Source organism: Legionella quateirensis (genome assembly GCF_001467955.1).
In the GTDB taxonomy this organism is placed as follows: Bacteria; Pseudomonadota; Gammaproteobacteria; order Legionellales; family Legionellaceae; genus Legionella; species Legionella quateirensis.
The window spans coordinates 191246-216314 of sequence record NZ_LNYR01000012.1; the positions used below are offsets into that span (position 1 = coordinate 191246).

The following is a 25069-nucleotide window of genomic DNA, read 5'->3' on the forward strand; positions in this document are numbered from 1 at the left end:
TTTGATTGTTGTTCTATATGGGTGTTTTTGTGTTATGATGTTCTTAATTTAATCCATTCAAATTGAAGTAGATTTATGTATAACGAAAAAATAGATAAGCTGTCAGGCACTTATACATTATTTAAACGATCTGCAGACAAGAATACTGATACAAGTAAAACTATTATTATAGAACTGTATTCTGATTCAGATTATAAGCCAAAAGAAATAACTCATGAAATAAACTCCAATACTGAAATCAGCTATTCATTAAGAGCACAAACACAACAAAAACAACGATTTATTTATGCGCTTGATAAAAAGATTCAATCAACAATTGTAACTACCCAGAAAAGATATGGTTATTCTTGTGAACTCATGTACCTCGATGATAATGACTCATTAAACGCATTCCTGGATATGCTTAATCCTGGAGACTCTCTTTTGATTATTGCCCAAGGCAGTACTAAGGATCAATTAATTGCCGGTCTTGATGCCGATGCTTATATCGAGTGGATAACTGAGGATCTTGAACTTGCGGACAAACATTTGGACACAATTGAACTGTTTTCCTGCAATATGGGCTTTGCTGATAACTTTATTGTTGAGTTAAGGAAAGGATTGAGCTCGGTCTGTGATCGCATCATAGCTTATAAAACACTTTGTGCTGCGGGAGCACAGGGTAAGGTATTTATAAAGGAATCTGGGAGTGAAGCAGTTGGGGATTTGTTTTATAATGAGTCAAATTTGGATAGTGAATTGAAAGTTGATCAGCGTTTAAGTTCTTGGGGGAATGAGTTAATGGCTTCAAACATTAGATTGATGAATTGATAATTCACCCTAATAGTTAATGATTTTTTTCAGTTTCTAAGTCAATTTATAAAAGCATGTTGGGTCAATGACCCAACGAATGTGTGATACCGAGTATTATATCCGTGTGTGCTGAAAGAGTGGGCCTTTGAATATCAGGAGCCTACTATGTCAAATGTAACCTCAATGTTGCCACGGGTTGCATGAGAGTACGGACACACTTGTTCATGAGCTTCCTGAACTAATAGAGCAAGCTCTTCTTTGTTAAAATTTTTATCTTCAATTTTCATTTTAACGGCGATCCCAAAACCACCTTTTTTCCGAGGTCCAATTGAAACGGCGCAGGTTATCGTAGTTTTTGTTGCATCTTTTTTATGTTGTTTTGCTACATAATCAAGAGCACCGCCAAAGCAGGCTGCATAACCAGTGGCAAACAAGTGTTCGGGTGTAGTCGTACCTTGTTTACCTGGACCTCCAAGCTCTTTGGGTACCGAGAGGTTAACCTTGAGTGAACCATCACTTGTTTCACTTTGACCATTTCGGCCTCCAATAGCAGTTGCAGTCGCTGTAAATAACGGATTAATTTCGTCAGACATCTGTGTTCTCCTTCATTTATAAATTAATGATCATGTACATTAAATTTCCATAATCCAGGACAATTTTTAAACTGTATTTCATGATGAGGAATAGATTTATTCAAGGCATTATACTGATAATTTTTTATAACACTATGTGCATTATGTATTGAGATTAAAAATTCTGATCATTGATATTAAGAAATCCTTAATATTGCCATTCATATAATTTACTTAACACTAAATTTTGATTTTATTTCAATTAGGCTCAATTTAGTTCTAATGATACCTGGAGTATAAATGATGCGATGGATTCTTTTAAGTGCTAATGGAAATTATAATGATGTCTACCGCAATGAGGAGTCGACCTTGGTACTTAAGATTCCAAAGGAAGAATTTGATGGGACCATTCCAGCCACTGATATTCCTGAACGAGCGGTACGTTTATGGAATGAATTAAATTCACACATTTATCCCGATGCTAAAATTGTAGAAACAACTTATGGGAAAGGTTGGTTATGTCCCTTTGTAGAAGGAGAACAAGCTTCTGATAAGGAAATAGGGGCGGCTTTAGTGGATATTTATAATCGTTCAGGAAGAATTGTCATGGATGCCCTGGCCCCCAAGAATTTTATTAAAAGACAATCTGATGGACTTGTTGTCTGTGTTGACGTAGGTTTGGCATTACAATTGGAACAGAAACAAAACAGTGCAAATACTCACCGTTTAACAAGACAAAAAAGCGAAACCAGCCTTTTGGAGTGGGAAAAAAGGAGTTGGTTTTTTGAAAGCAAAAATAGAGAAATTGAGGAAAAACTGCCAGGGAAATACCCACATACACTGTCTACTTGCAGGGCTTTGATCTTTCTAAAAACACATAGACCCGATGTTGTTGATGTAATTTTTTTAAAACATGATCTTGAATTGAGGGATAAATTAGCACAAGCCCATGCTGGCTCTCAATTGTATTCCTTATCCAGGAGCGAGAAAGTGCGTCTGCATGAAGACGCTTTGGCTCATTTAGATAGTGTTTTAATAAAATCTATTCAATACAATCCCAATAGCCCTGGTAGTGATTATCCTCAATCACAATCAAGCTCAAGTTCATCTGAACCAAGCAATTCAATTGATAGAAGAGGTCAGCACGATGATGATGATGAGGACGATGAGGACGACGAAAAGGATTCCATACTTGAAGATTTGAAAATAATCCGGATAGTAGAAGAAAATCCACATGTTCAACAACATCATGAAGAGCCGATTGAAATGGCTCAACGTTTTTGTATTAGTGAATTAAAAAAGTTTAAGGAAGAAGTTCAACTAAAACAGCATATTGATCCTAATACTCAAAAATCCCAATTATTCAAAGTAAGACTCAGAACTGAGAGAGAACTAAATTATGCAGATACCTTAATTTCATGCATAACACAAATGAATACTTTGGATGATGTAAAAGAAAAAATAAGTACTCTCAAAGAGGCTATTCCAGATTTAAGTCAGGAGCTTGGTAGTACGCTTGATCAATGTTTACAAGTCACTAATTCATTTGGAACAGAAGAGTACTCAACGTCATATCCTTCATTACAATAATCTGTTAAGTCTGATTATTTTGATAATCAGACTTAGAGTGATTATAGGAAGGGTGGTTACAAATCATTAATGCAACCTGATATTTAAGGCATTTTATTTAAATCATGACACTCGAAGATGTGTTGAGGCACGGCGCATAGTTCGGTGGGCTGAATTGTCAACAGCCCCAACTTTATTTATCAGATAAATACCAACTAGAAAAACCTTTAACGATAGTTCCAACAATAAGGGCTGTTATAATAAACGGATCTATATATAAACTATTATGTAAAATGCTTATTATTGATTGATATACAATCCCAATACAAAGTATTAAAGTAATAATCCAAGCTACATTACGTTCCGCAATTGCTTCATGTAATGATTCACGCTCATCCTGTTTGATTTTTCTTGCTATATCTACAAAATCAATAACGATTATGGATAATAAAACCAGCAAAGTAATCACTCGATATTTTTCGGTCATACCTATTAAATGAGTAAGCAACGAAGCAATTAAAATTAAGGCTGTTATACTAAAAATGTATGCCCATCCTTGCCAAGACCTTGGTGTAATGCCCCAGCCAGTGTATAGGCGACGTTTAAACCATTTTGGATTGCCAATCATAATTTCTCCTCCCAATTAAAAATAAATAGTTCATTTATAGTCGTTTTTAATGCATGGGCTACAGAAAAAGCCAACTTTAACGATGGGTTATATTTACCTTTTTCAAGATAGTTAATAGTCTCCCTACTCACGCCCACACGGTTAGCAAGCATCTCTTGAGTTAAGTTGTATTTTGCACGATATTCTTTTATTCGTGTTTCAAAAGCGATATGTTCCACTGCAGCCCTCACCCATATTTAAAATGTAATGTTATTCGCACTTTATGTGAGAAATATACCACATAAATGGATTTTGTAAAGCATAATGACAATATCGAAATAGATGGTTTTATTTATGGGGAAAAGATTGAAAATAGATATTCTTGATGAATATTATCAGCATGCACTATCTCAGACTTAGTGTGATTGTAGGTAGCGCGGATACTACCAATAAGAGCAACTAGTTTTTTTGGGCTACCCAAACTGTCGCGTCACCACATTCAGGATCTCTAATTTTATGCGCCAGTACTTTAAAATTATTATCTATAAGTATCTGTTTATATTCTTCGGTAGAAAGAGATGCATGGTATAAATCGTATCCACCATTATCACTCCAAACTTCATCGTATTCTGGTCCTGATGTAAAGATTAATAAACCATTGTGATTAACATAGGAAGCAAGCAACCTTAATGTCATTCTTTGATCATCATGAGGTAAATGGAATAAGCTATGCCAGGCAATAACTGCATGGAATAGTTCCTTCAAATCCAAAGTGCGCATATCTGCTAAAATCCATTTGTTCTTAGGAAATCGCTTTTTACATAAATCAATCATTTTACTACTGGCATCTATTCCGGTTACATCATAACCTTCAGTGATTAAAAACTGAGCTATAGGTTCTCCTGTACCACAGCCTACATCTAATATTTTGTCTTTAGGTTTAAGATATTTTTGAATAAAATTTAAATAAAATTTCTCCATATTCAGATCCTTACTACGGTTATCATCAAACCAGTAGATGATCTCATCATATACTTGATAAACTTTATCTTTATTCCTTTCCGTCATGTTAAACTCCTGCTGCAAATACTTCTTTTGAATGAATCAAAGTTTTACTGTTATCAATCGAATCATACATTGGCTTAACTGATACATCTTGTCAATCTGCAGAAAATTAAAATTGTCAAAGGCACTATTCATTAATAAGGTCGCGGAGTGAGTAGAGCGAACGAGGTACTTGAGGTAAAGAAACACTCATTGAACTAAGTCCCTACTTGTTACCTGTCCTTAAATGACTTGTTGAGGACCCTTGTCAAGCCGATCAATTAAAGCCAAATCGCGAACCAAGGCTCCTTTAAAACTATGGTACCCATCTGTATATTTGTATTCTCCGATTTGAACATGGGTTGGGAGGATAAGAAACTCCTTCTCATGAGGTACTGCAGATAACTCAGCAATATATTTACCTTTTAAATTGGTAATGGAGAATTGAACGTTACAACTAAAAGCTTTTGAGTTTTGAACGCTTGTACTGACAAAACCGGATAATTGAATTACACCATGTACAGCGGCTGCTTGAATTCGTTTATAATGTTCTTCCTTATCATAAAGTTGCTCCCCCCTATAACAAACAGGTATATTGCTATCAGGTGTTTTAGAAAGGCCACTGGCACACATAACAGTATGACAAATGACCGATCTAAGAATTGATGTGCTTGCAGTACTATAAGGGTATTTTTCCCTTAGCAAGGAGTTCATGCCTATATAGCCAGAACCCGTATAGCGATGAATAGCCGCCATTTCAGCAATAGTTAAATCAGGAAATTTTGATTGTAGTTTTTTACCCCAGCTTATAAAACCTGGATTGATTAGTTGTTCATATTGCGCATAATCTGATGCACTCAAGCTCAAATGACTTAAATCTGCGAACTTAAAAATGTCTGTTAAATTAAACTCTTCCCCAGTATCAAATCTTAATACATCTGAATTGTCTGAATGGATCATTTTAAAATTTGTAAGGGTAAGTAATTTATGAGTAAGTTCTTCCAGTTGCTTTGTTTGAATTGATTTCATAAGAGGGCCTTGCGTTAAGACATATTCCCCCTCGCTTAAGCCCTTTTCTAATTGAAATCCCACATCCCAACGGTCATCTTCCAAAATAAATTTAGAAGCAGTTTCCCTAATACTCTTAGAGATCGGCTCCTTACGAGCAAGTAATTGAGAGAATCGTTTCCAATTTCTTTGGCTCACTGCTTCATCGACATTGATCTGTTCTGTCTTAAAAAGCTTCACTCGATTCGTATCTGCAGTAGAAAAAAACCAAGAACCAGTTACAAGCTTGGTGATAAAACATAAAGGCCACAAAATCAAATCAAGTACCAGGCGAATGATGGTATTCTGGTGTGGAAATGATTCCAGGGCAAATTGACACAACCTGCCTTCTAACTGATCTTTATATTCTTGATCCTCTTTATATCTGCTTGATAATTCCTTATTGATTTTTTTAGCTTCCATGATAAATTGATCAATAGAGTCTTTGAATTTCGTATCAGAATATTTCGCATAGGCTTCAACTTTAAAAAAATTGAGAATTTTATCTAGTTGTTTCACCCTTTCTTCGACCACCTTTTCTGGAACCTGTATTTCATCAAAAATTTTATTGGTATAATCTTCCTTTATATCAATTTGGATGGGCTTAACCATATGAAACGCCGATAAAAAAGGATATATGTATTATATTAGTACATTAATTCCATTTTGTTATCAGCTTCATTGTGATTGGATTTTAAATCTTAAGAACCCCTTATAAATAAAGGATCATCAACCACCCTTACTTCCTTTTAATTCACAACACATTGGCTTATTTTTAATGTTAAAGGCACCATGGATAACGAGGTTAGATAGTACCTTCAAATCGATTAAAAATTGAATTTAATTAGATGATGTCATCGACATATTTAACATTGAGCGACGAGACACTTCTCCTGCTTCATTTCCATCTATAGGTAAGGCTCTCAGTTGTATTCCATCTTTGGATACAGTGACTGCAGGCGCTCGGTGAACTAAACCAATAGACTTATTGGCTTTGGTTGGATTAAACAGTTGATCTCCTTTTTTATAACAATAATCTGCTACTGCATGGCCATCCAGGTCAGGAGCAAATTGTTTTGTCTTAAAATCAACAACCATCATCTTACGATAACTGTTTTCAGCAGAGTAATTTTTCATGGCTTTTTCACCATAAAAACCCCATTGAGCTAGAAACTTATCAAAAGATCGTTCCCATGAATCATGTAAACCGCGTCCTAAAACAGCGTCATCAACAGGATTATTCTCTCGTCCTAATATAAAATCGACAATCTGTTGAAACCAGGAGCCTTGATGCTGTTCACGATAGGCATTTCTATGAGACTTTGGAGAGATTACAACTGAATAATTTCTCTTATCTTTAGGTAGGCTGAAAAATGCTTTACCGGTATCTAAATCCCAATTGGAACCCCAGGTTCCCATCTTGATAAAAGGCAGACAAAGTGTTGAAATAATTCGGGAAAAAATGTTATTACCCAGGGCACGATTGAAATAATCTCTTCCTACTTGGGCTGTGGATGCAAAGGTGCGCGAAGCATATAATCCACCCAAAGTTTGTTTTTGTTTCGGATCATCTACTTTAGGTAGTTGATGGAAATGAGCTGCTACATGGCTGGCAATACTTCCACCCAAAGAAACACCATGTAATACGATTTTAGAATGGGGTATTCCCTGATCCAGTAAGGATTGAACTTGGGCAATACCTGAATTAACCAGATCTTGTGCTATTTCTACCTGCCCTTCGCTGTTTAATATTCCCGGATAATTAAATTGAACTGCGGTAACAGGAACACCATCTTTGCCATAACTCAGCAGATCTTCGGCAACCTGTTGATAGTCCTGTTGAAAACTCCCGCTGTTCCCGTTGAAATAAACAATTGTAAGATGATCACGTTTATTCTCATCATTTACCAGGTCATTTGAAGCAACAACTGTTTCAAGTTCAATCGTAGTGTTACGAAGAGTCATTGAAACGGGTTGTTCTTTAAAACAAACAGTTCCATTATCTGATTGATAGATGGGATTATACTGTTTCAAGGCTTTATATTGTTTATGTTGAATAGTATCAATTTCGATGATGCCGGGGTCTTTCTCAAGATCATAAGTGGGTTTTTTCGAGCCGGCAGGAAAAATCAATGGGCCTAAGGTTTTGCCCAATACTGAAGACGGGATAGTTTTATAATGCTTGTTTTCACTGTTTGCCGAGTAAGCAATAACCTGACCAATTGCTCCGCCAATTAAACGAGTATCTAAAAGAAAATAACGCAGCAACCATTTTAGTTTGGAATCTGAGTTTTTAAAATCTTCCCAAGCTGATTTTTTAACTGTCGGTTTTGGTTTTAGCTCTGTAAATAAAGTGGCGATGTAGGCATGTTCCTGCTTTAAGGAAAGCTCCGTTATTTCTTGTTTTGGAGAGGTGATTTTTGTACTGTTTTCAGTTTCATTGTATTCGATATTTTCAAGATAAAATTTGTTTTTTTCCCTGGTCAGTTTAATTTCCTTATCAATGGTTTGGCCATTTTTATCTTTACTGTATCGAATTATGATGGTGTCATTGAATTGATACTGATCATAAATCGCCTGAAAGTCATTAAAAGTAAGTCGCATAGTTTTCCTCATTTATACTCAGGCACATTAAAATTGCTGAACATTATAACATCATAAAGACTATTATTACAGCAGAATGTTGCATGCTTCATATACCTCGCGATTTTGAGGAGTAGTTTATAGCGTGTAAATTCAACTGCACTTTTGAACTTCATAGTGTTTGGTCGTATCCTAATGTACTCTCTCTTTGAGTTTTATTTGTGCTCAAATTGATTGCTTAGGTGTTTATGTGTTAAAATTTGACCCAAATAATTCAAGGTGGTCTTATTTATATGGCAGACATTAAAGTACATGTATTAAATTTTCATAGTATTTGGACTCATATTGAGATTGTACTTGAAAATACTTCTACAGAGCCTCATACATATTATGGTGTTAATCGCTGGGAATCTCCTACGAAAAATTGGAGTGTAGCCGGACCAAAGGCTTATATTGCTCAGGCTGATTCCTCCTATACCTTTTATATTAAAGCTAATCCTGATGAAATAACTAAACGATGGCGAACTTACTGGGCTGAAACCTGGAATGAGGCCGGTATTTTAAGTAACAATTGCGCTGTGGCAGCACAATGGTTTTTAACTGAGTTTGCAGGTATTCCAAAACCCAGTTTGTCCAATCTAAGCTTAAACTTGCTGGCTTTTGGCATCATGTGGCCAAGTTTTATTCCCTGCCCTGTAACGCTTTCTGGACGTGTTATGTCCAATGTCAAATTTCATGTTGAGGCGAGAACTAATCCGGAAATTTCGGCTCAATACAGTTACCTGTTTTTATACACAAGCATTGTGCTTGCAACTCTGGTTTTTGCCGCATCAGTATTTGCTCTCGCTCTTGCTGCTTCAATTCTAAGTGGAGGGATTGCTGTTGCAGTAATAGCTGGTTGTGGTATCGCTGGCGCTGCAAGTTCTTATGGATTTTTTAAAGCCTATAATCTCTTATCTGCAAAAAATAGTGCAGAGGAATTTTATAACACACAGAAACAATCTGTGGTTGAGGACGAGTTATTGGCGAGTGATGTAGAACACAGTTATTAAGTTACAGATTTTGTTTTCAATTTAACCTTAATCCGTTCCGGCTGAGGAGTTATACGCTCGGCTCGTTTCGAAGACTTGTTACGTAGCCTTCTTGAGGGCTTAAACCCCTCCTCTGCCCGAACGGATAGAGGAGAATCACTTACAAGCGTGAACTGAATCGATCAGGCAAATGAATGTGACGAAGAGGCTCTGTGTTCTTCCTCATGCTCTTCATCTAACGCAACTTTAACTATGGCAGAATGAGGCAATGGATCAAGAATGTGGGGGAATAGAGCCAGGCGCTGATTTTTTTCCAGACAATTTTCTTCCAGATTCAGTTTAGCTGCTACCTGAAGATCGGCTGTTATACCACTTTCATGTGAATCATTAAATCCTGCCAGGATTCCTCCATGCCATAAGCCCGCTACACCCTGCGCTGTATGCAATGCCTGTTGGGCGTCATAATATTCGATACCCATTTTAGGATGATGATAATGAACTTCTTTAAGCACATTCTTGGGCATAGGCTGGCCAGGTAAAACCCAGGTTTTCATCACAGGTACTTCCCCTGCTTCAAATTTCCAGGGTTTACACATGGTGTTTGCAGATTGAGTTCCATCGTATCGACTATGAACAACAGTATTGTATGGTGATTTGTATGCAGGATCTTGATGAAATACTACAGTAGTATCATAATAATATACATTATTCAGTTTTTCTTTTAATACCTTTATCGCATCATCCTGAATATCGGCCAGAAGCTCTTTGGTAACATAGGCCGGTGTGGTGATTATGACATCATCATAGACTATGGCTTGTCCACTTTCATCCATGACTAAGGTATCATCTTTTTTTAATAAATTATATTTTGTTTTTCCATCAACAAGGATTGGCACTAATTTTTTAATCCCTGTATTTAAATTAATTTGGGTATTTGTACATTCAGCTGCCATTTTTTCAATATAAGTGCTTAATCCTTCAGGAGCGTCAAACCAATCTTTTCCTGCAGCTAAGTAGTTCATCGCATAGTGAGCACAGAATTTTTTTATCATTTCGATTGGCACACCCCATCCTGATGCGACTAAAGGATATAGAAATTCATCAACAAAATCTTCTCGATGGGTAATAAAGTCCGCGCATTCCTTTTTGAAGATTTCTACAAACTCCTCGAGGGTCATTACCTGATCTGAATTAAGTATTTTTTGTTTTGCGTCATTGATGAGATCATTCATATTGAGCAGGTTATACATCTCAGTCAATATCGTATCTACTGATACACGAGTTTGATCTTGTTTTCGTTTAATTTTAAATAAACCGCATACTGAAAAGCTGCAAGAAGAAGGTTTGCTTTTGTCTTTGCCACCAGAGGTATGATATACAGGTGGAAGAATGACATGATCCTTTTTCTTTAAATCGTCAAAATCCATATTGAGTTCGAAGGGATCTAACTTAACGTTCAGATGTTTAAATAATTGATGTACATTAGGGTATAAAGTGGGTGGTCCAATAAATTCTGCCCCGCCTTCGAGATTCACATTGTTAAGTTTGATACTATGAATATGACCACCGAGTCGATCAGCTTCCTCAAATACAGTTACCTTGAATTCATTTTGATTCTCTAAAGCCCAGGCGGCTGTAAGTCCAGTTCCTGCTCCGATTACAGCAATATTTCTTTGGTTTAAAGGTCCGTGTTTAGGCATATACAAATTCCATTTCATAAAACATGAAATAGTAAACTAAACGCTTAAAGCATAAATGTAAATATATTCTTGTTAATTATTTGGATGTTTCAATAGCGCAACGAGGCTCTCAAGCGCTGAGGATTTTGTAGCGCATTTAATGCCAGAGTGATAGATGGCATGATGAGATCAGCAGATAATAGAGCATCTGCAGCACAACCTTCTTCTCCCATGATTGCTATACCGAGTATCGATTCTTTTAAAATAAAAGCATCATTTCTTCCGTTACCAATAGCAACTGTTTCTTTAGGGTTAAGTTGATGCAGGTATTCACGTTTAGTAATGGCCTGATTTTCAGCCGGGGTAATGGTTAATGTGCAGTTGATATGTTCCAGTTCGGCTTTAGCTGTACCATGGCCGTCACCAGTGATGATATGCAATTCCAGATGTTTTGATAAGCAATTGAGTGGTTCAGAAATGCCTTGAATTAATTTACCATCAACAGCCAGAGTCCCATTAAAATCAATTAATGCATAGTTTAAACAAAAATCACCAAATCCTGGAATATCAATAGTTAACATGGTTATCTCGCTTTCGTTTTAATGGGTATTTAACAAATGAGCAAGTTCTTTAAAATCCTGTGCGATAATATCTGCATGAGCCAATTGATTCTTGTTAAGCGTTGTGAGTAAACCTGCAACCAGCATTCCACCCGCTTTGGCGGCTGTGACACCGTGTTCCGAATCTTCTATTACAAGACAGTTTTTGGGATTTGATTGCAGACGATGTGCGGTTAATAAATAACCTTCTGGTGACGGTTTGCCCAAAGTTACATCCTCACAACTGACTATGGTTTTAAAATACGGAGTCAGGCGACCTGAATGAATTTTTTCCAGAATTTTTAATATTGAATAACGATTGGAACCGCTACAGATACCAATTTTTTCATATTGTTTTGCTACGCTGATTAAAAACCAATCCAGATCCGGAGTCATTGGCAATTGCTCGCTTCTTTCTATTAGCTCATTGTAAATGGTGACCTTGAGGTCAATCCATCGACTGATTTGAGTTGATGAGAATTCAACACCTTTATCATTCAGTATCTTGGGAAAGACGCTGATATCGCTTAATCCAAGGTAATAGGTCCTATATTCTTCATAATCAAGACTAATACCTAATTGATTTAATACTTGGACTAATGCTTCAAAATGTAAGGGTTCACTGTCAAGAATCACACCGTCAAAGTCAAAAATTACCGTATCAATCACTATTTTACCCCTGCGCATTAAATTGATTAAATACACTCATCGAATGGTTTTACTCCAGATCATTACGAATACTTCAAACCATTTGGTACTTAGGATAGTTCATTTTATTTTAGACAACTATTCGCGAAAATGCTCACGAATTAGAGCTTTTAGCTCCTGGTAAACAAAAATTAAACTGTCACAAGTTATTAAATGACACAGGGTTTACTATAGTTAGAGTAGTATGAATCTGATAAGAGTATCTATGTTTGATATCAATCAATTGCTAATGGTCGTAATCGCGGGGTTATTGTTATGGATTGGAAATTCCTATATTCCACTACCGGCTTTAATCAATCTACTTTATAACATGTTCCTTTTAGTGGTGTTGGTACTCTATATCATGCAGTTTTTAGGTGTTGTTAAAGAGGTTCTCCCTTCACCAAAGATATTCAAATAAATCGGAATTTCCTGGGACACTGGCCTTAGCCAGCAATCCCGGAGTTTAATGATTAAGCTAATTTTGAGTATAAGGCAATAGAGTTTCCTTCAGTATCCTGAATTATTGCTCTATGTCCATAGGTCCCAATTTGTTCTTTAGGGCTTAATAAGGTACCGCCATTTTGTTGTGCTGCTTCTATGGTTTTATCTAGCCTGCCTTCAACGTTCAAATAGATCAGTGGACCATTGAGTGACGGTTTTCTGTCTTGCATCACCGCCAGACATCCTGAAACATTGTCCTGCACATGAGGTAAAAGGCCAAATTCAAATCCATGCTCAGAAATTTTCTGAACTGACGGGCCAAGTAATGCGGTATAAAAACTAATAGAACGATCCAAATCAAGAACCGGTATATCAACCCAACAAATTGTATTCGAATAACTCATAAAGCACCATTTAAATTAAAAAATTGGCATCATAAATTATAAAGATGATAATGAATATAGGTTTTAAAAGATTATATTTTCTATATTCTGACAATTTGATTAATAGTTTTGCTTGTTGAAAAACAGAGTTCAATCCTTTATTGTGCATTGATGATTATAAGGTTCTGATAATCTTGAATAGTACTGAGAATAAGGGAGTATACATGAAAGAAAGCAAGTCAAAAGTATTCAATTTAAGTGATTATAAAATTCTCGATTATTTGGTGAAGCATGTGGACTTGGAAATCAATCTATCCAAAGATCCCGTGCAAACGCAAGCATCCATTACGGTTTTACCCAATTCTGAATTGGAATCTCATTCGAAAGATTTGATTCTGGATGGGGAAAACATGCAGTTAACTTCAATTTTGCTCAATGGAAACGTACTTGAAGAATCGCAATATGAGTTAACAGAACATTCTCTAATCATCAAGAATGTGCCTCAGGGTGAACCTTTTATACTGACTACCACTACTCTTCTTGGTGAAAATACAGATTTATTTGGTTTATACAAAACAGAGGGAACTGTACTTGTAAAGGCTGAGACGGAAGGCTTACGTCGTTTACTGTATTGCAATGACCGCCCCGACAATTTGGCAACTTATAAAACCACAATCATAGCAAAAGAGCAGGATTATCCTGTCTTATTATGCAATGGTAAAGTGATTGGTCGAGTTCAATTGTCTGATGGTCTTCATTCAGTAACCTGGATGGATGACGTGCCTAAACCCAGCTATTTATTTGCTATGGTTGCAGGTAATTTGCAACGATCAGAAGCCCATTTTAGAACCCGATCTGGTCGTGATTTGCCTATTGTATTTTATGTCCCGCCTGCGGCAACTGAAAAGTGCGCTTTTGCCAAAGAAGTTCTTGCTGCTGCAATGGCCTGGGATGAGAGAACGTATAATCTGGAATGTGATCTACACCAACATATGGTTGCCGGCGTCGATAAGTACGCTTCTGGTGCTTCAGAACCAACAGGTTTGAATTTATTTAATACCGCCAATTTATTCGCCAGACCGGAAAGTACAACTGATTTAGGGATATTAAGGGTACTTGAAGTTGTAGCACATGAATTTTTTCATTATTGGTCAGGTGATCGGGTAACCATTAGAGACTGGTTTAACTTGTCCTTCAAGGAAGGCTTAACTACATTTAGAGCCGCTATGTTTCGTGAAGAGCTACTAGGTACCGACTTGGTCAGGCTTCTTGATGGTAAAAATCTGGATTTACGTGCGCCCAGACAAAGTTCCTATACTGCAGTCAGAAGCTTATATACTGCGGCTGCTTATGAGAAAAGTGCCGATATATTTCGAATGATGATGCTTACCTTGGGTAAAGAATTGTTTTATAAAGGCATGACCGAGTTTCTTAAAACTCACGATGGTAAAGCCGTGACTCTTGAGAATATGCTCGAGTCATTAACCAATACCAGTGGAGTGAATGTACATCCATTTTTATCCTGGTTTACTGAGCCCGGTATCCCTGAATTGAATGTTATGGATGCATACAATCAGGATACAAAAACCTATACCTTAAAAGTCAAAACTATCGATGGCAAGGCAAGACCCATACCCTTGATTATGGGATTATTAGATCATTCAGGCAAAGAACTTAAGGGCGATACGCTGTTAATGATCGATCAGCCTGAAATGGAATTTACATTTAATGACGTTGAATCTCGTCCTGTCCCCTCCCTATTACGCAGTTTTTCCGCCCCGGTCTATCTGAATTATCCGTACTCGCAACACGAATTATTAGTACTAATGCAACACGATACGAATATTTATAATCGATGTGAAGCAGCAAAATCAGTCGTAATCCAGATGATTAAAGATTTTTGTGCGGATAAGCCTTTAAACTGTACACCACAATTTATTAATAGTTATCGTGCTGTATTAGCAGATAAATCACTCAATGAATGGCTGCAAGCTGAACTTTTGACATTGCCTTCTGAAGAGGATTTGGCACTTGAATTTGCCAAACCTGATTTTGATAAAATAGCAGAAGGTCGTCAATTGATTCAGAAAGCCCTCGCCCAGGAATTACAAGCAGATTTATTTAAGTGTTATAATGAACTGCAATTGCAAGAGCCAGCCTCGTCACCTCAATTTTCTATTTTTGATATAAAAGACGCGGGTTGTCGTCGTTTAAAAGAAGTATGCAGTTCCTATTTTCAATTTATAGACTCAAAACAAACGGAGCAGTATTTAGAACTGCAATTTAGAGGTTCGCTAAAAATTAATATGACTGAAACTTATTCAGCACTGAAACTGTTATGTGAGATGGATTCTAGTAAAGTCGATGGATTATTAAAGGATTATTATCAGCACTGGAAAAACGATGCAACTGCAGTAAATTATTGGTTTACCATTCAGGCATCCACTCATTCTCCTAGTGTTGTTCAACGAGTCGAAGAATTAACTCATCACCCTGCTTTTGATTTATCGAATCCGAATAAGGTATATGCATTGCTTCGATCCTTTATTAAAAATCCGTATGGATTTCACGCGAAATCAGGTCAGGGGTATCAACTGATAGCCGATAAAATTCTACTCTTGGATAAAATTAACCCCACATTAGCTGCCGGTTTGACAGAAAATTTCGTAAATTGGGAGAAATTTGACGAGTCGCGACAAAACTTGATGTTGCTTCATTTAAAGCAAATATATTCTAATGCGGTATCTGATGATGTGAGAAATGCAGCAAAAAAGGGGTTGGACAAAGTAAGGGATAAACCGCCTTTGCCAATTCATTTAACAATTCTCGGTGGAACATCAATTGGAGAGACGTCGCAGGCTGTTCATGAACAAGAGGCAGTTCAAGGATATGTACAATAAGTTTAAATTTAGTATATTAGTTTCAATCTGATAGTGTTGATAATTTCGCTATCGAAGCGTCTTCAGTTGTACCGTGCTGTATGTATAAAATAGCCTTCTCCCTTCGGGCTGAGGGATCTTCACCTTTTTTTAACCATTAACATAATGTATCCCACGCGAGGAAATCCCATGCCTCGCGTTGTATGTCTCCTAAATTAATCAGTACCTCTATTTTTTTTCTAATAATCCGGCACCCTAAATAGAAAAAAGAAAGAACTCTCCTATGTCGATAGGTATTCGCTTGAAACTTATAATGTAATTTTTCTTTTTCTGCAGCATAACCCACAATCCAAGCAATGAAACTGGCCAATGCCGCAAGCATTAACCAAACGATATAACGCGCCGTAATAACAGTTTTATTTTCTTCGAAACTAAATCCAAACTCTGTACTTTTAGTATCCCTAAAACTACCCTCAATTGTCATTCTTCGTTTATATATCTTAACCACCCTTTGTGCTGCTGAAAAACTGTTCAATGATGAAGCTAATAACCAAGGTTCTCGATAGCTTCTTGAATGATTTTTAGAGTCCTTATGGTGATCAACTTGCTTAGTCTTTGTCTGCTTCTTTCTACCTTTAAGTCTATGAGTGTAGATATAGCAATGGGATCTTAAAGGATTTTTCTTTGCAAAAGTAAGCAGGCCTAGATATTTAGGAGTAATACTGGCTTTATTGAATAAATTCTTTATCGGTACAAATTTGCTACCATCATCATAAGTGATACAGCCACGAATACGCCCAACATAATCTCATCCTAAAGCTAAGACCGCTTTAAACCATGGATTTTTGAAGCCAGCATCTGTGACAATATAGGGAGAACATCTTTCAGGCAAAATAGACTTTAGTGCATTTAAGAAAACTCGATGTACACCTGCATTACTTTCCTTCTTCTTAGGATGGACCTCTTCATATAATGTAAGACTGCGTCCTTCTGCGATCAAAGACGCTCTCAATGCACACTGTTCCCCATCTTCTGCTAAAAGTTTGCTATTAGGGATATTAGTCCAATCTACTACAATAATTGGACGACCTTGGCTCCCAATAAGGCTATGAGTTATTGCTTTGTAGAGCACTATCGATTGGTGTTGATAGTACCGATTCGCCAATAACTTATTGACCCGATTAATACCTGAACGTTCTTGACCAGGTGTTTCTAATTCCCTCCCCAACTGGGTCAATCTCAATTTTTTTGATTTAATAATGGCCGTTATAACGGGTATTAATGATGTAATTCGAGTTTTGTGAATTGTAGTATCTAATAATTGATGTAAAATCATATCGACATGCATAGTTAAGCTTCTTCTTATTGAACTTCAGAAATCCAATTAGATCACGTAGCGTTATGCATGTCACTTATTTTAGACCACTCCAGTCCTTATCTTCATAATCATTTGCTCAAAAAAAGGTGACTATCCCTCAGCCCTGAGGGAGAAGGTGCCGTCAGGCGGATGAGGGGATCTTAAATTGATAAAAAATTCCATCTGGGCTTGTCGTCAGGGTTAAAGTGGGATTAATTTACAGAGTTCATTTCTTTATCTAGAATTGATTTATACCTATTGAGTATGGACATCAATAAATGGATATTGCCTCGCTCAGAACATTTTATGCTGTATCTCAATTACAATCCTACACACGAGCAGCAAAACAACTCCATATTACCCCATCAGCAGTAAGCAAGCGTATATCCAGATTGGAAATGGAAGTTGGTGCCAGTTTGTTTAACCAAATTGGACAGACTGCCAGACTTACTGAAGCTGGAAAATTATTATTACCCTTTGCCAACACGATCATTGTGGCGTCAACTGATGCAATTAAATCAATTAAAGAAATAGGTGACAAAGCGATAGGTACCATTATTTTGGGTGTTACTTTTTTTGCTGGCTTGTATCGACTACCCAAGATACTTAAAGCATTCTTGATAAAATATCCTGAAGTAAATTTTGATGTTCGGTTTCAATTTCCTGCAGATTTATATTTAGAGATTGAAAAGACTAATCTTGATTTTGGTATTTGTACTTTGATTCCTTTGCTTCCGCCACATGTGCGTACGCTAGAGCTATGGAAAGAAGACATGCAGGTTTTTGTTTCAACTTCTCATCCGCTTGCACAGTATGGTCAATTGACCACTGAAATTCTTGCCAGGTATCCAGCCATTTTACCCGAGCCAGGTTATGCAATTCGAGATTCAGTAGAGCATTTATTTGTTGAAGCAAATAATAATTTAATTGTAAAAATGGATATGAATAATTTGGAAGTAATAAAGGAGTTATTGTTGTTAGGATTAGGATGGGGTGTATTGCCAACTGATTTTTCTTCTCCCGAATTGATCGCGTTGAATGTTCCTGGATTCCCTGTTTGTCATACGTATTACCTCGTTTATCACAAAGGAAAAAAAATCACTAAAACGGAACAAAAATTTATCGAATTTTCCACTCAGTTTGATTTTTCACTACAGATTAAATCTTAAGAAAATATGTATTAATAGACTTCTCTAAGACTATCTCTTAGCGAAATTTCAATTATGGTTTAATTGTGTTGTTCCAATTGTTCACTTTGAAATGAATATTATTCCCTGATTTTTAACCATGTGTTAAGCGACAATAAAATATACTGAAACTGTTATAGAAAGTATATGAACAATCAGACCAGGAGTATGTGATGCGTAACCCAATTAATCAGACTGAGATGAATTCACAGTTAGAGGCTCTTAATGAGTTATTAACAAACGAAGATAAAATCAAGATTCAAAAAGTAACAATGGAGTTTATAGAAAAAAGTAATAAAATAATGGATAAAGAAGGAATTTCTGAAGAGCGGATTGCTGAAGAGCACGCACGAGAAGAAAGTAAATTATTTAAAAAAATCAAAGAAGTATTAATTGATTCTAAAAATAAAGAAAAGATTCTGTCCAAGTTTAATGCGGTTATGGATGCTGTCGTGGCGGTATTATGTTTTGCTTTATTTTTAACCTTATTTCCAGCACTAATAGCCAGTTTTGTTGCTGTAGCTATGGTACACCCGATTTTGATGATTCCTGCAGCCCCCTTCCTTCTTACTCTCTTCATCAGTGCTGCTACTCTTGTGGCTAAGGGGCTACGTACGGATAACTATCAAAGTACAGAAGAGTATGATCAGGAACAGTCTGATTTAGACGCTAAAATTGATAATGGTACACTTGCGTATACACAACTTTATAGTTTTTTTAAATCTGAAAAAGCTTCAACTGATAAAGAATATGCTTCTGAACTAGATGATGTGTACGAGCAAAATCAGGTAACGGTCCAATAATCGATATGATAATTAAGAAGGATTTTAACCATCATGGGTTAAAATCCTTTATTTGGCATTCAATTTGTAGTGGTACTTGTTGTTGATGTACCTGTCTGTTCTTCCTTTACATTACCCGAACAATCTCCAGCGATGGTATCAATGGATTGATCATATTCTTTATCAGTTATAGTTTCTGATTTTTTGATGAGTTCCATCAGTTTAGGTTGGGCGCACTCGCAGTAAGAGGTGGTAAACTTTTTATCTTCTTCAGTTTGTTTGGGATAAATTAAACTCCATTTATCCTGACAATATTCGGTGAGGTCAGCTGCTTTGGCATCTGATAGACCAATCTCTTCTTCCAATGAATCCATTGCATCATGGAGTAAGGTACGTGACAAACAGAGTTGAATGGCTTTTTTTATTGCTTCTTGATTGTCAAGAGGTTGCGTGGATGCACAAGCACAATATTTTTCGCCGAAATTTTTATAATCTACTTTATCAGTCGCCTGTTCACCTTTAGACATCCAGGAATTGATACAAACAGATTGAAAAGAACTGTTGGGTTGAGTTGTACTGTCGGAATAAGCTGATATTGAGAACAGCCCAACAGTAACGGCAATCAACATTGGTTTTAATGAAAAAGCACTCATTATTTGTCACTCCATTGATTAGATTGTGTCGATTTAGTACTTGTTAGTTTTTCATGTGCAAAACACAGAAATGATATCAGCAGTAGCATAACTCATGTCCTTTAAGTTAGCTACTGAATGAAATGAACTGGTACGCTAATTAACTCCCTTTATTTGGTGCTATCGTTGGAAGATTCTGATCAATTTCTTCCTTAGACTTCTCGATAAACGATTGGCCTTTGGACTGCCAGAATTTTGGTGAGTTACCTGTCACCGCTGAAAAGATTGCCAAAACAGCCAGACCAGGTAATATTCCCGTGAGAATTATGCCTAATACAGCTGCTGTATTTGTAATATATCTTTGCCATTTAGGATCCTTATGTTTTTTAATGTCCTCATTAGCATCATTTAATTTAGTATAAAACTCGACAACTTTTTCGCTGGGTTTTTTAACCGATTTATCATTAAGATTCTCATATAACCCGCTAACAATATCAAATTTTTTCTTCAGAATTGAGGTCGACTCATTATCAGGCCATACGTCTATTTTATGAATATCTTCAATCACATTCGATAGGTTTTGTTTGTTAATTACGAGGTCTGGATTAACCGTATGCTTAATTTCTGTAGCAAGATGGATTAGATAGTCCTGAGTTAAGGGGATGAGCTTGGTTTTAACCAATAATTGACATTGTAATTCAGTATCATTATTTAATATTTCTTTAAGACGGATATTTTCATTTTCTGATGCATGGACATCTCTAAATGCTCTTTGAGCTTGTTCCTGTAATTTTTTTCCAAGTTGTACATTCTCTGATGACAGGTTTGAAATATTGGCTCGAAGAACTTCATTCTCTCTGTTTATAGTTGAATTCTCTCGTTCTAGTGAGCTTTGAGCTGAATGCAACTCGATAACGCTCTCTTCCAGGATTTTATTCTGTTCTGTCAGATCACGTAATTGTGATTGAAGTTCTTCAATTGTTGAATTAAGTCGAGCAATTTCAATGTTTGCTGGATTTATTGCCCCTAATCCAATAGCAAGACCTTCAATCTGAGCATATAAATCACTATTATTTAAGAATAATGGCTTAATGTCTTTATGAAGATCCAATCCCTCTTTTATAATGTATTGTGCAACCAATTGAATTAAATGATCTCTTTGCTCCTCGAGTTCATTTTCCCAACTGCTGTAATCCAAGTCATTATTTAATGCTTTAAAATCTGGTAGCCCTTTTCTGAATTGCTCCAGATGCTGATGCACTCTAATCACTTCAGCCATCATATTTTCAATATCATAATTAATGCTGTCATCAAGAGCTTCATTCATTACCATGTTAACCCATTCAAGAGAGTTTTGAGTTGGATCTGTCTGATGTTCTAATTCCAGACTACCAGCAAACTCCTTATACGAAAGAAGCTCTTGTTCAATAAACGATCTGAGCACTTGAGGGTTATGATTGTGTGCGCTCAATTCCTCTATTGCCCCCAGGGTCTGTTTTAACTTATTATCGAGTTGATATTCATTAATATTGGTCCCATCAGATTGTTCATTTAAATGGGTACTAATTTCCTGAATTTTATTTTGTAGTACTGTAAAAAATTCATTCCTCTTCAATTTTACAGCAATACCTTTATAATCTTCTGTTAATGATTTTTGTTTCGTCTTCAGCGTTGATTCAAGACTTGTATTTAATACCTCATTGATTTTTTGCGCCAATTGGTTGCCAGGATCTTTTGCCAACTCTTTAAACTCAACAAATGCTTTTTGAACTGCATAATACAGAGCCTCCCTTTCGCTGGGATCAGTAAATTCATCCTGCAAATAAGGTCTTCTCACCTCTTCGATTAACATTCCTAATCCATCTAATAGAAGTCCAAATCCTTCTTTTGTATCAAGTGTGGCTACAAATTTATCCAATACTACAGAAGAGGACATATTTTCAGATGCAACAGGTTTATCTTTTAAATCACTCAGCGCCTTTTTATGCCGGCACAGACTGGCAAATCGATCTACAGATTGATTGATTGTTTCACTTAAAGGCAAATCCTCTCTTAGACCTAACTCTTGATTCAGATGAATACGCGCATGTTCGTAATTTAAAAAATGTCCACCGGGTACTGCTGGTACGATGGATTCAAGATAAGTATCATTATGAGCTTGATAATGTACTATACGTTGATCCAGGACATTCCAGATACGTTTGATAAAAGCTTGTTCCTGTCCTAAAGTGGGATAAGCTGTGGTATTAAAATGACGGTATGCTTCCCTATTCTCAATGATATCGTTATACAATCGGTAGTATAATAATTGAACCTTTTTTTCAAAGTCGGGTGCATCTTTACCTTCCGGAAATAACTGTGAAATTAAGTGTGCAAAAGGATCATCTGGATTTTCGACTGGGCTAAGTGCGACATCGTGCCTTTTTAGAAAATCAATAATTTTGATTAATACCAGTTCCTGGACGTGATCAGTAGATCCATTGGGTACGATTCTTCTTTGTTGATCAGAAAGGTTTCCTGAACCGGTTCCATGATGACCTGGCAAACTATGGAGCGTAAATTTCGTCTCAGAAGAGGCACACTTCGGGACAATAGGCTTAAAGCATCGTGTTCTTTCATTTTCATAAGTATATTGCTCATATTCTGAAACAATCTTTGGAACTGTGTAGAATCGTGGATCTCGCCAGGCAAGGCTTGATGCATGAGTGATAACCATAAAATTTCCACCGGGAACCGGATCGATATTCAATATGGATAATTTCACTTTACCGATATGCTCAGCAACTTTATCAAGATCGATTTCTGATAAAGCAGCTTTGTGTTGCCCGTTCATTGCTGCTTTAGTATATTTACATACACTGTTATTTAATTGAGACTTGTCATAACCAGGACTTGATAGCAACGTTTGAATACGTTCCAGTTCATGAGCTACAAGAATCGCTTCAACAGCGCCGCGGCTATGCGCTATAATACTAATATTTTCTTCGCCACGACTCACTGCTTCCAGTATCGCTTGTACACCACGAGCAATTCTATCACCTACTTCTTGCCCCAATGTAGTTGGTCCATTTATAACTGCGACATTAGTATTTCTGAATTGTGTAACATCGTCTTGTTTTAATGGATCACCATGAATCATAGTTGATACATAACTTAATGTTTCTGCTTTATCGTAAGCATTTTCAACATGACCTGGAGAATAAGCAGTATCTGTACCTAATAAGGTTAAAGTAAAAGTCATTGCATTCTCTGTTTTCTTCGTGTTCCTTTAGTATATTATATGATCATTAAGGGAGTGTTAAATGAGACAACAACAGTGTAAGAAAACAAATTGGTTCCAAAATTCGTGTTTTTTTGGACTTGTGCTCTATTACCGTTACTTATGGTTATTTATGGTGCGACAAGAAAAAGCTACTGAACTTTATTAGGGTCTGTTGACAATTTATTTTTCAATTACCCGCAAACCCCTACGTACCGCGGCTTGCCCGCGGTATCAAGAGATCTTCTGGATGGCGCGGACAATCCCCGCCACGTAGGGGTTATAGAGCTGTTGAAAACAGTCCCTGGTTCCAACAGCTTTTAGTCTGAAGAGTATAGAGAAGAGTACTATTTTATTTAACTGATATTGGCAAATAGTCTAACTTGTCTGCTACTTGATGTGAGTATTCATCGCCTTGTGATCTGGTAAAGAATAGAGGCGATTTACCCGTATAGCTGGAATACGCTGCGAGTGCAATCAGCCCTGGAATTATTCCTGTACAGATTATTCCAATACTTACCATGCAATTTTTGAAAAACTGCGTCCATTCTGAATCGCGATGCTGTTTTAATTGCGCGTTATTACTTTTTAACGTTTGTGCAAATTGTGTAATTCGTTCACTTGGTAATGGAATAGATTCCTTATCTTCCAATTGATTTAAAAGATTTTTAGAAATAGTGAATTTTTTCCCGATCATCAGGTATTTTTGCTTGTCTGATTCATTACCAGAGAGTTCTGGCAAATTATCATATGAGGTTTTGTCTTTAATCGATGGATTAAGTTTCTGTGCTTCTTTAAGCAGGTGATCAAGATACCCTTTAGTTAAAGGTATTAACTTTGTTTCGATAAGTTGCATACAGGAAATTTCTTTTGGAGAAATTAATTGCTGGAATAATCGCTCTTGAGCTCTGAATTGCTTATTGTGTTCTTCTACAATGTGCTGGTTTCTCTGAGCTTGATTTTGCTGAATGTTCAGAAGCTCAGCCGTAAAACTTTGTTTAATGCGCTCTAATTCTGTAGCCAGTTGAATTTGATTTGCTCTGTCCTCTGCAATTTGCTGAATTAATCGAAGTTGTTCTTTTTTTAACTCCGTAACTTCACGGGTATTGGCAATTTTATTTTCCAATAACTGAGCATTTAGCTGTTCTAAAGCAGCTTGGCTGTCACTAAGTTGTTGGGTTAATTGGAGTTGTTTTTGCTTGAGTTCGCCTACCTCATGCTCATTGGCATTTTTATTTTCGGATAACTGAGCAGTCAATTGTTGCAAAGCCAACTGGCTTTGGGACAGTTGTGACGTTAACAGCTGTTGTTGCTGTTTTAGTTGTTCGTTTTCAGCACTGCGCTCTTCTTTATTTTGGCTGTATTCTTCGTTCAGTCGTTCCAGAGCTGCTTGGCTGTCAGCCAGTTGTTGGGTTAATTGGTGTTGTTTTTGCTTGAGATCGCCTACCTCATGCTCATTGGCACTTTTATTTTCGGATAACTGAGTAGTCAGGCGTTGCAGAGTCAGCTGGCTTTCAGACAGTTGTTCTCTTAATTCCTGTTGCTGTTTTATTAATTGTTCTGTTTCAGCACTACGTTCTTCTTTATTTTGGCTGTATTCTTCGTTCAGTCGTTCCAGAGTTGCTTGGCTGTCAGCCAGTTGTTGGGTTAATTGGTGTTGTTTTTGCTTGAGCTCCCCTACCTCATGCTCATTGGCACTTTTATTTTCGGATAACAGCGCAGTCAGGCGTTGCAGAGTTAGCTGGCTTTCAGACAGTTGTTCTCTTAATTCCTGTTGCTGTTTTATTAATTGTTCTGTTTCAGCACTACGTTCTTCTTTATTTTGGTTGTATTCTTCGTTCAGTCGTTCCAGAGCAGCTTGGCTGTCAGCCAGTTGTTGGGTTAATTGGTGTTGTTTTTGCTTGAGATCGCCTACCTCATGCTCATTGGCACTTTT

The 25069-nt window shown here is 36.7% G+C and carries 21 protein-coding genes and 1 pseudogene; 7 read left to right on the forward strand and 15 right to left on the reverse strand.

Features of this window, described 5'->3' with window-relative positions; all coding sequences use genetic code 11:
• Window positions 1–75 precede the first annotated feature (75 nt).
• On the forward strand, window positions 76–810 hold the full coding sequence (locus tag Lqua_RS05490; RefSeq protein ID WP_058473282.1) for a hypothetical protein: 735 nt from the start codon (window positions 76–78) through the stop codon (window positions 808–810).
• 134 nt (window positions 811–944) lie between these two features.
• Here Lqua_RS05490 and Lqua_RS05495 read toward each other — a convergent pair whose 3' ends face one another.
• Window positions 945–1385, reverse strand: a complete 441-nt coding sequence (locus Lqua_RS05495) for an organic hydroperoxide resistance protein (protein ID WP_058473283.1) — start codon at window positions 1383–1385, stop codon at window positions 945–947.
• A 279-nt stretch (window positions 1386–1664) separates the two neighbouring features.
• On the opposite strand from Lqua_RS05495, the gene Lqua_RS05500 reads away from it, so the two are divergent.
• A complete protein-coding gene (locus Lqua_RS05500) occupies window positions 1665–2954 on the forward strand; it encodes a hypothetical protein (RefSeq protein WP_058473284.1) in 1290 nt (429 codons plus the stop codon).
• A 172-nt stretch (window positions 2955–3126) separates the two neighbouring features.
• Here Lqua_RS05500 and Lqua_RS05505 read toward each other — a convergent pair whose 3' ends face one another.
• The 5 genes from Lqua_RS05505 to Lqua_RS05525 form a co-directional block, all read right to left on the reverse strand.
• Window positions 3127–3561, reverse strand: a complete 435-nt coding sequence (locus Lqua_RS05505) for a hypothetical protein (RefSeq protein ID WP_058473285.1) — start codon at window positions 3559–3561, stop codon at window positions 3127–3129.
• Window positions 3558–3779: a helix-turn-helix transcriptional regulator gene (locus tag Lqua_RS05510; protein WP_058473286.1), complete on the reverse strand. Its 222-nt coding sequence runs from the start codon at window positions 3777–3779 to the stop codon at window positions 3558–3560. The genes Lqua_RS05505 and Lqua_RS05510 overlap by 4 nt, the downstream gene beginning before the upstream one ends.
• Window positions 3780–3999: 220 nt before the next feature.
• The gene (locus Lqua_RS05515) at window positions 4000–4608 is read right to left on the reverse strand and encodes a class I SAM-dependent methyltransferase (RefSeq protein ID WP_058473287.1); all 609 of its coding nucleotides are present in this window, start codon (window positions 4606–4608) and stop codon (window positions 4000–4002) included.
• Between the two features lie 219 nt (window positions 4609–4827).
• Complete coding sequence (locus Lqua_RS05520) at window positions 4828–6243, reverse strand: ADP-ribosyltransferase (RefSeq protein WP_058473288.1); 1416 nt, start codon at window positions 6241–6243, stop codon at window positions 4828–4830.
• Window positions 6244–6471: 228 nt separating this feature from the next.
• A complete protein-coding gene (locus tag Lqua_RS05525; protein ID WP_058473289.1) occupies window positions 6472–8235 on the reverse strand; it encodes an alpha/beta hydrolase family protein in 1764 nt (587 codons plus the stop codon).
• Window positions 8236–8507: 272 nt separating this feature from the next.
• On the opposite strand from Lqua_RS05525, the gene Lqua_RS05530 reads away from it, so the two are divergent.
• Window positions 8508–9266, forward strand: a complete 759-nt coding sequence (locus Lqua_RS05530; RefSeq protein ID WP_058473290.1) for a hypothetical protein — start codon at window positions 8508–8510, stop codon at window positions 9264–9266.
• Between the two features lie 161 nt (window positions 9267–9427).
• Here Lqua_RS05530 and Lqua_RS05535 read toward each other — a convergent pair whose 3' ends face one another.
• The 3 genes from Lqua_RS05535 to Lqua_RS05545 form a co-directional block, all read right to left on the reverse strand.
• Complete coding sequence (locus Lqua_RS05535; RefSeq protein WP_058473291.1) at window positions 9428–10945, reverse strand: FAD-dependent oxidoreductase; 1518 nt, start codon at window positions 10943–10945, stop codon at window positions 9428–9430.
• An 89-nt stretch (window positions 10946–11034) separates the two neighbouring features.
• Window positions 11035–11505: an HAD family hydrolase gene (locus tag Lqua_RS05540; protein ID WP_058473292.1), complete on the reverse strand. Its 471-nt coding sequence runs from the start codon at window positions 11503–11505 to the stop codon at window positions 11035–11037.
• A gap of 18 nt (window positions 11506–11523) precedes the next feature.
• On the reverse strand, window positions 11524–12192 hold the full coding sequence (locus tag Lqua_RS05545) for an HAD family hydrolase (protein WP_058473757.1): 669 nt from the start codon (window positions 12190–12192) through the stop codon (window positions 11524–11526).
• Between the two features lie 244 nt (window positions 12193–12436).
• Between Lqua_RS05545 and Lqua_RS05550 the strand changes: the two genes are divergently transcribed.
• Window positions 12437–12631 (forward strand): Thivi_2564 family membrane protein, encoded by a 195-nt coding sequence (locus Lqua_RS05550; RefSeq protein WP_058473293.1) that lies wholly within the window; start codon window positions 12437–12439, stop codon window positions 12629–12631.
• 52 nt (window positions 12632–12683) lie between these two features.
• Here the strand turns inward: Lqua_RS05550 and Lqua_RS05555 are convergent, their stop codons facing one another.
• Entirely contained in the window at window positions 12684–13058 is a 375-nt protein-coding gene (locus Lqua_RS05555) for a VOC family protein (protein ID WP_058473294.1), read from the reverse strand.
• Window positions 13059–13261: 203 nt separating this feature from the next.
• Between Lqua_RS05555 and pepN the strand changes: the two genes are divergently transcribed.
• On the forward strand, window positions 13262–15937 hold the full coding sequence (gene pepN / locus Lqua_RS05560) for an aminopeptidase N (RefSeq protein ID WP_058473295.1): 2676 nt from the start codon (window positions 13262–13264) through the stop codon (window positions 15935–15937).
• Window positions 15938–16073: 136 nt separating this feature from the next.
• On the opposite strand, the pseudogene Lqua_RS18155 reads toward pepN, so the two are convergent.
• A pseudogene (locus Lqua_RS18155) lies at window positions 16074–16712 on the reverse strand (transposase); the annotation flags it as partial.
• A gap of 12 nt (window positions 16713–16724) precedes the next feature.
• A complete protein-coding gene (locus Lqua_RS05570; RefSeq protein ID WP_058473297.1) occupies window positions 16725–17264 on the reverse strand; it encodes a hypothetical protein in 540 nt (179 codons plus the stop codon).
• 287 nt (window positions 17265–17551) lie between these two features.
• On the opposite strand from Lqua_RS05570, the gene Lqua_RS05575 reads away from it, so the two are divergent.
• Both Lqua_RS05575 and Lqua_RS05580 read left to right on the forward strand, forming a co-directional pair.
• Window positions 17552–18442: a LysR family transcriptional regulator gene (locus Lqua_RS05575; protein ID WP_058473298.1), complete on the forward strand. Its 891-nt coding sequence runs from the start codon at window positions 17552–17554 to the stop codon at window positions 18440–18442.
• A 191-nt stretch (window positions 18443–18633) separates the two neighbouring features.
• On the forward strand, window positions 18634–19263 hold the full coding sequence (locus Lqua_RS05580) for a hypothetical protein (RefSeq protein ID WP_058473299.1): 630 nt from the start codon (window positions 18634–18636) through the stop codon (window positions 19261–19263).
• 59 nt (window positions 19264–19322) lie between these two features.
• Here Lqua_RS05580 and Lqua_RS05585 read toward each other — a convergent pair whose 3' ends face one another.
• The 3 genes from Lqua_RS05585 to Lqua_RS18490 all read right to left on the reverse strand — a co-directional run.
• On the reverse strand, window positions 19323–19895 hold the full coding sequence (locus Lqua_RS05585) for a hypothetical protein (protein ID WP_058473300.1): 573 nt from the start codon (window positions 19893–19895) through the stop codon (window positions 19323–19325).
• A 139-nt stretch (window positions 19896–20034) separates the two neighbouring features.
• On the reverse strand, window positions 20035–23115 hold the full coding sequence (locus Lqua_RS05590; protein ID WP_058473301.1) for a hypothetical protein: 3081 nt from the start codon (window positions 23113–23115) through the stop codon (window positions 20035–20037).
• Window positions 23116–23485: 370 nt separating this feature from the next.
• Window positions 23486–25069: coiled-coil domain-containing protein (locus Lqua_RS18490; RefSeq protein WP_193787173.1), on the reverse strand; the 1584-nt coding region annotated here is incomplete at its 5' end.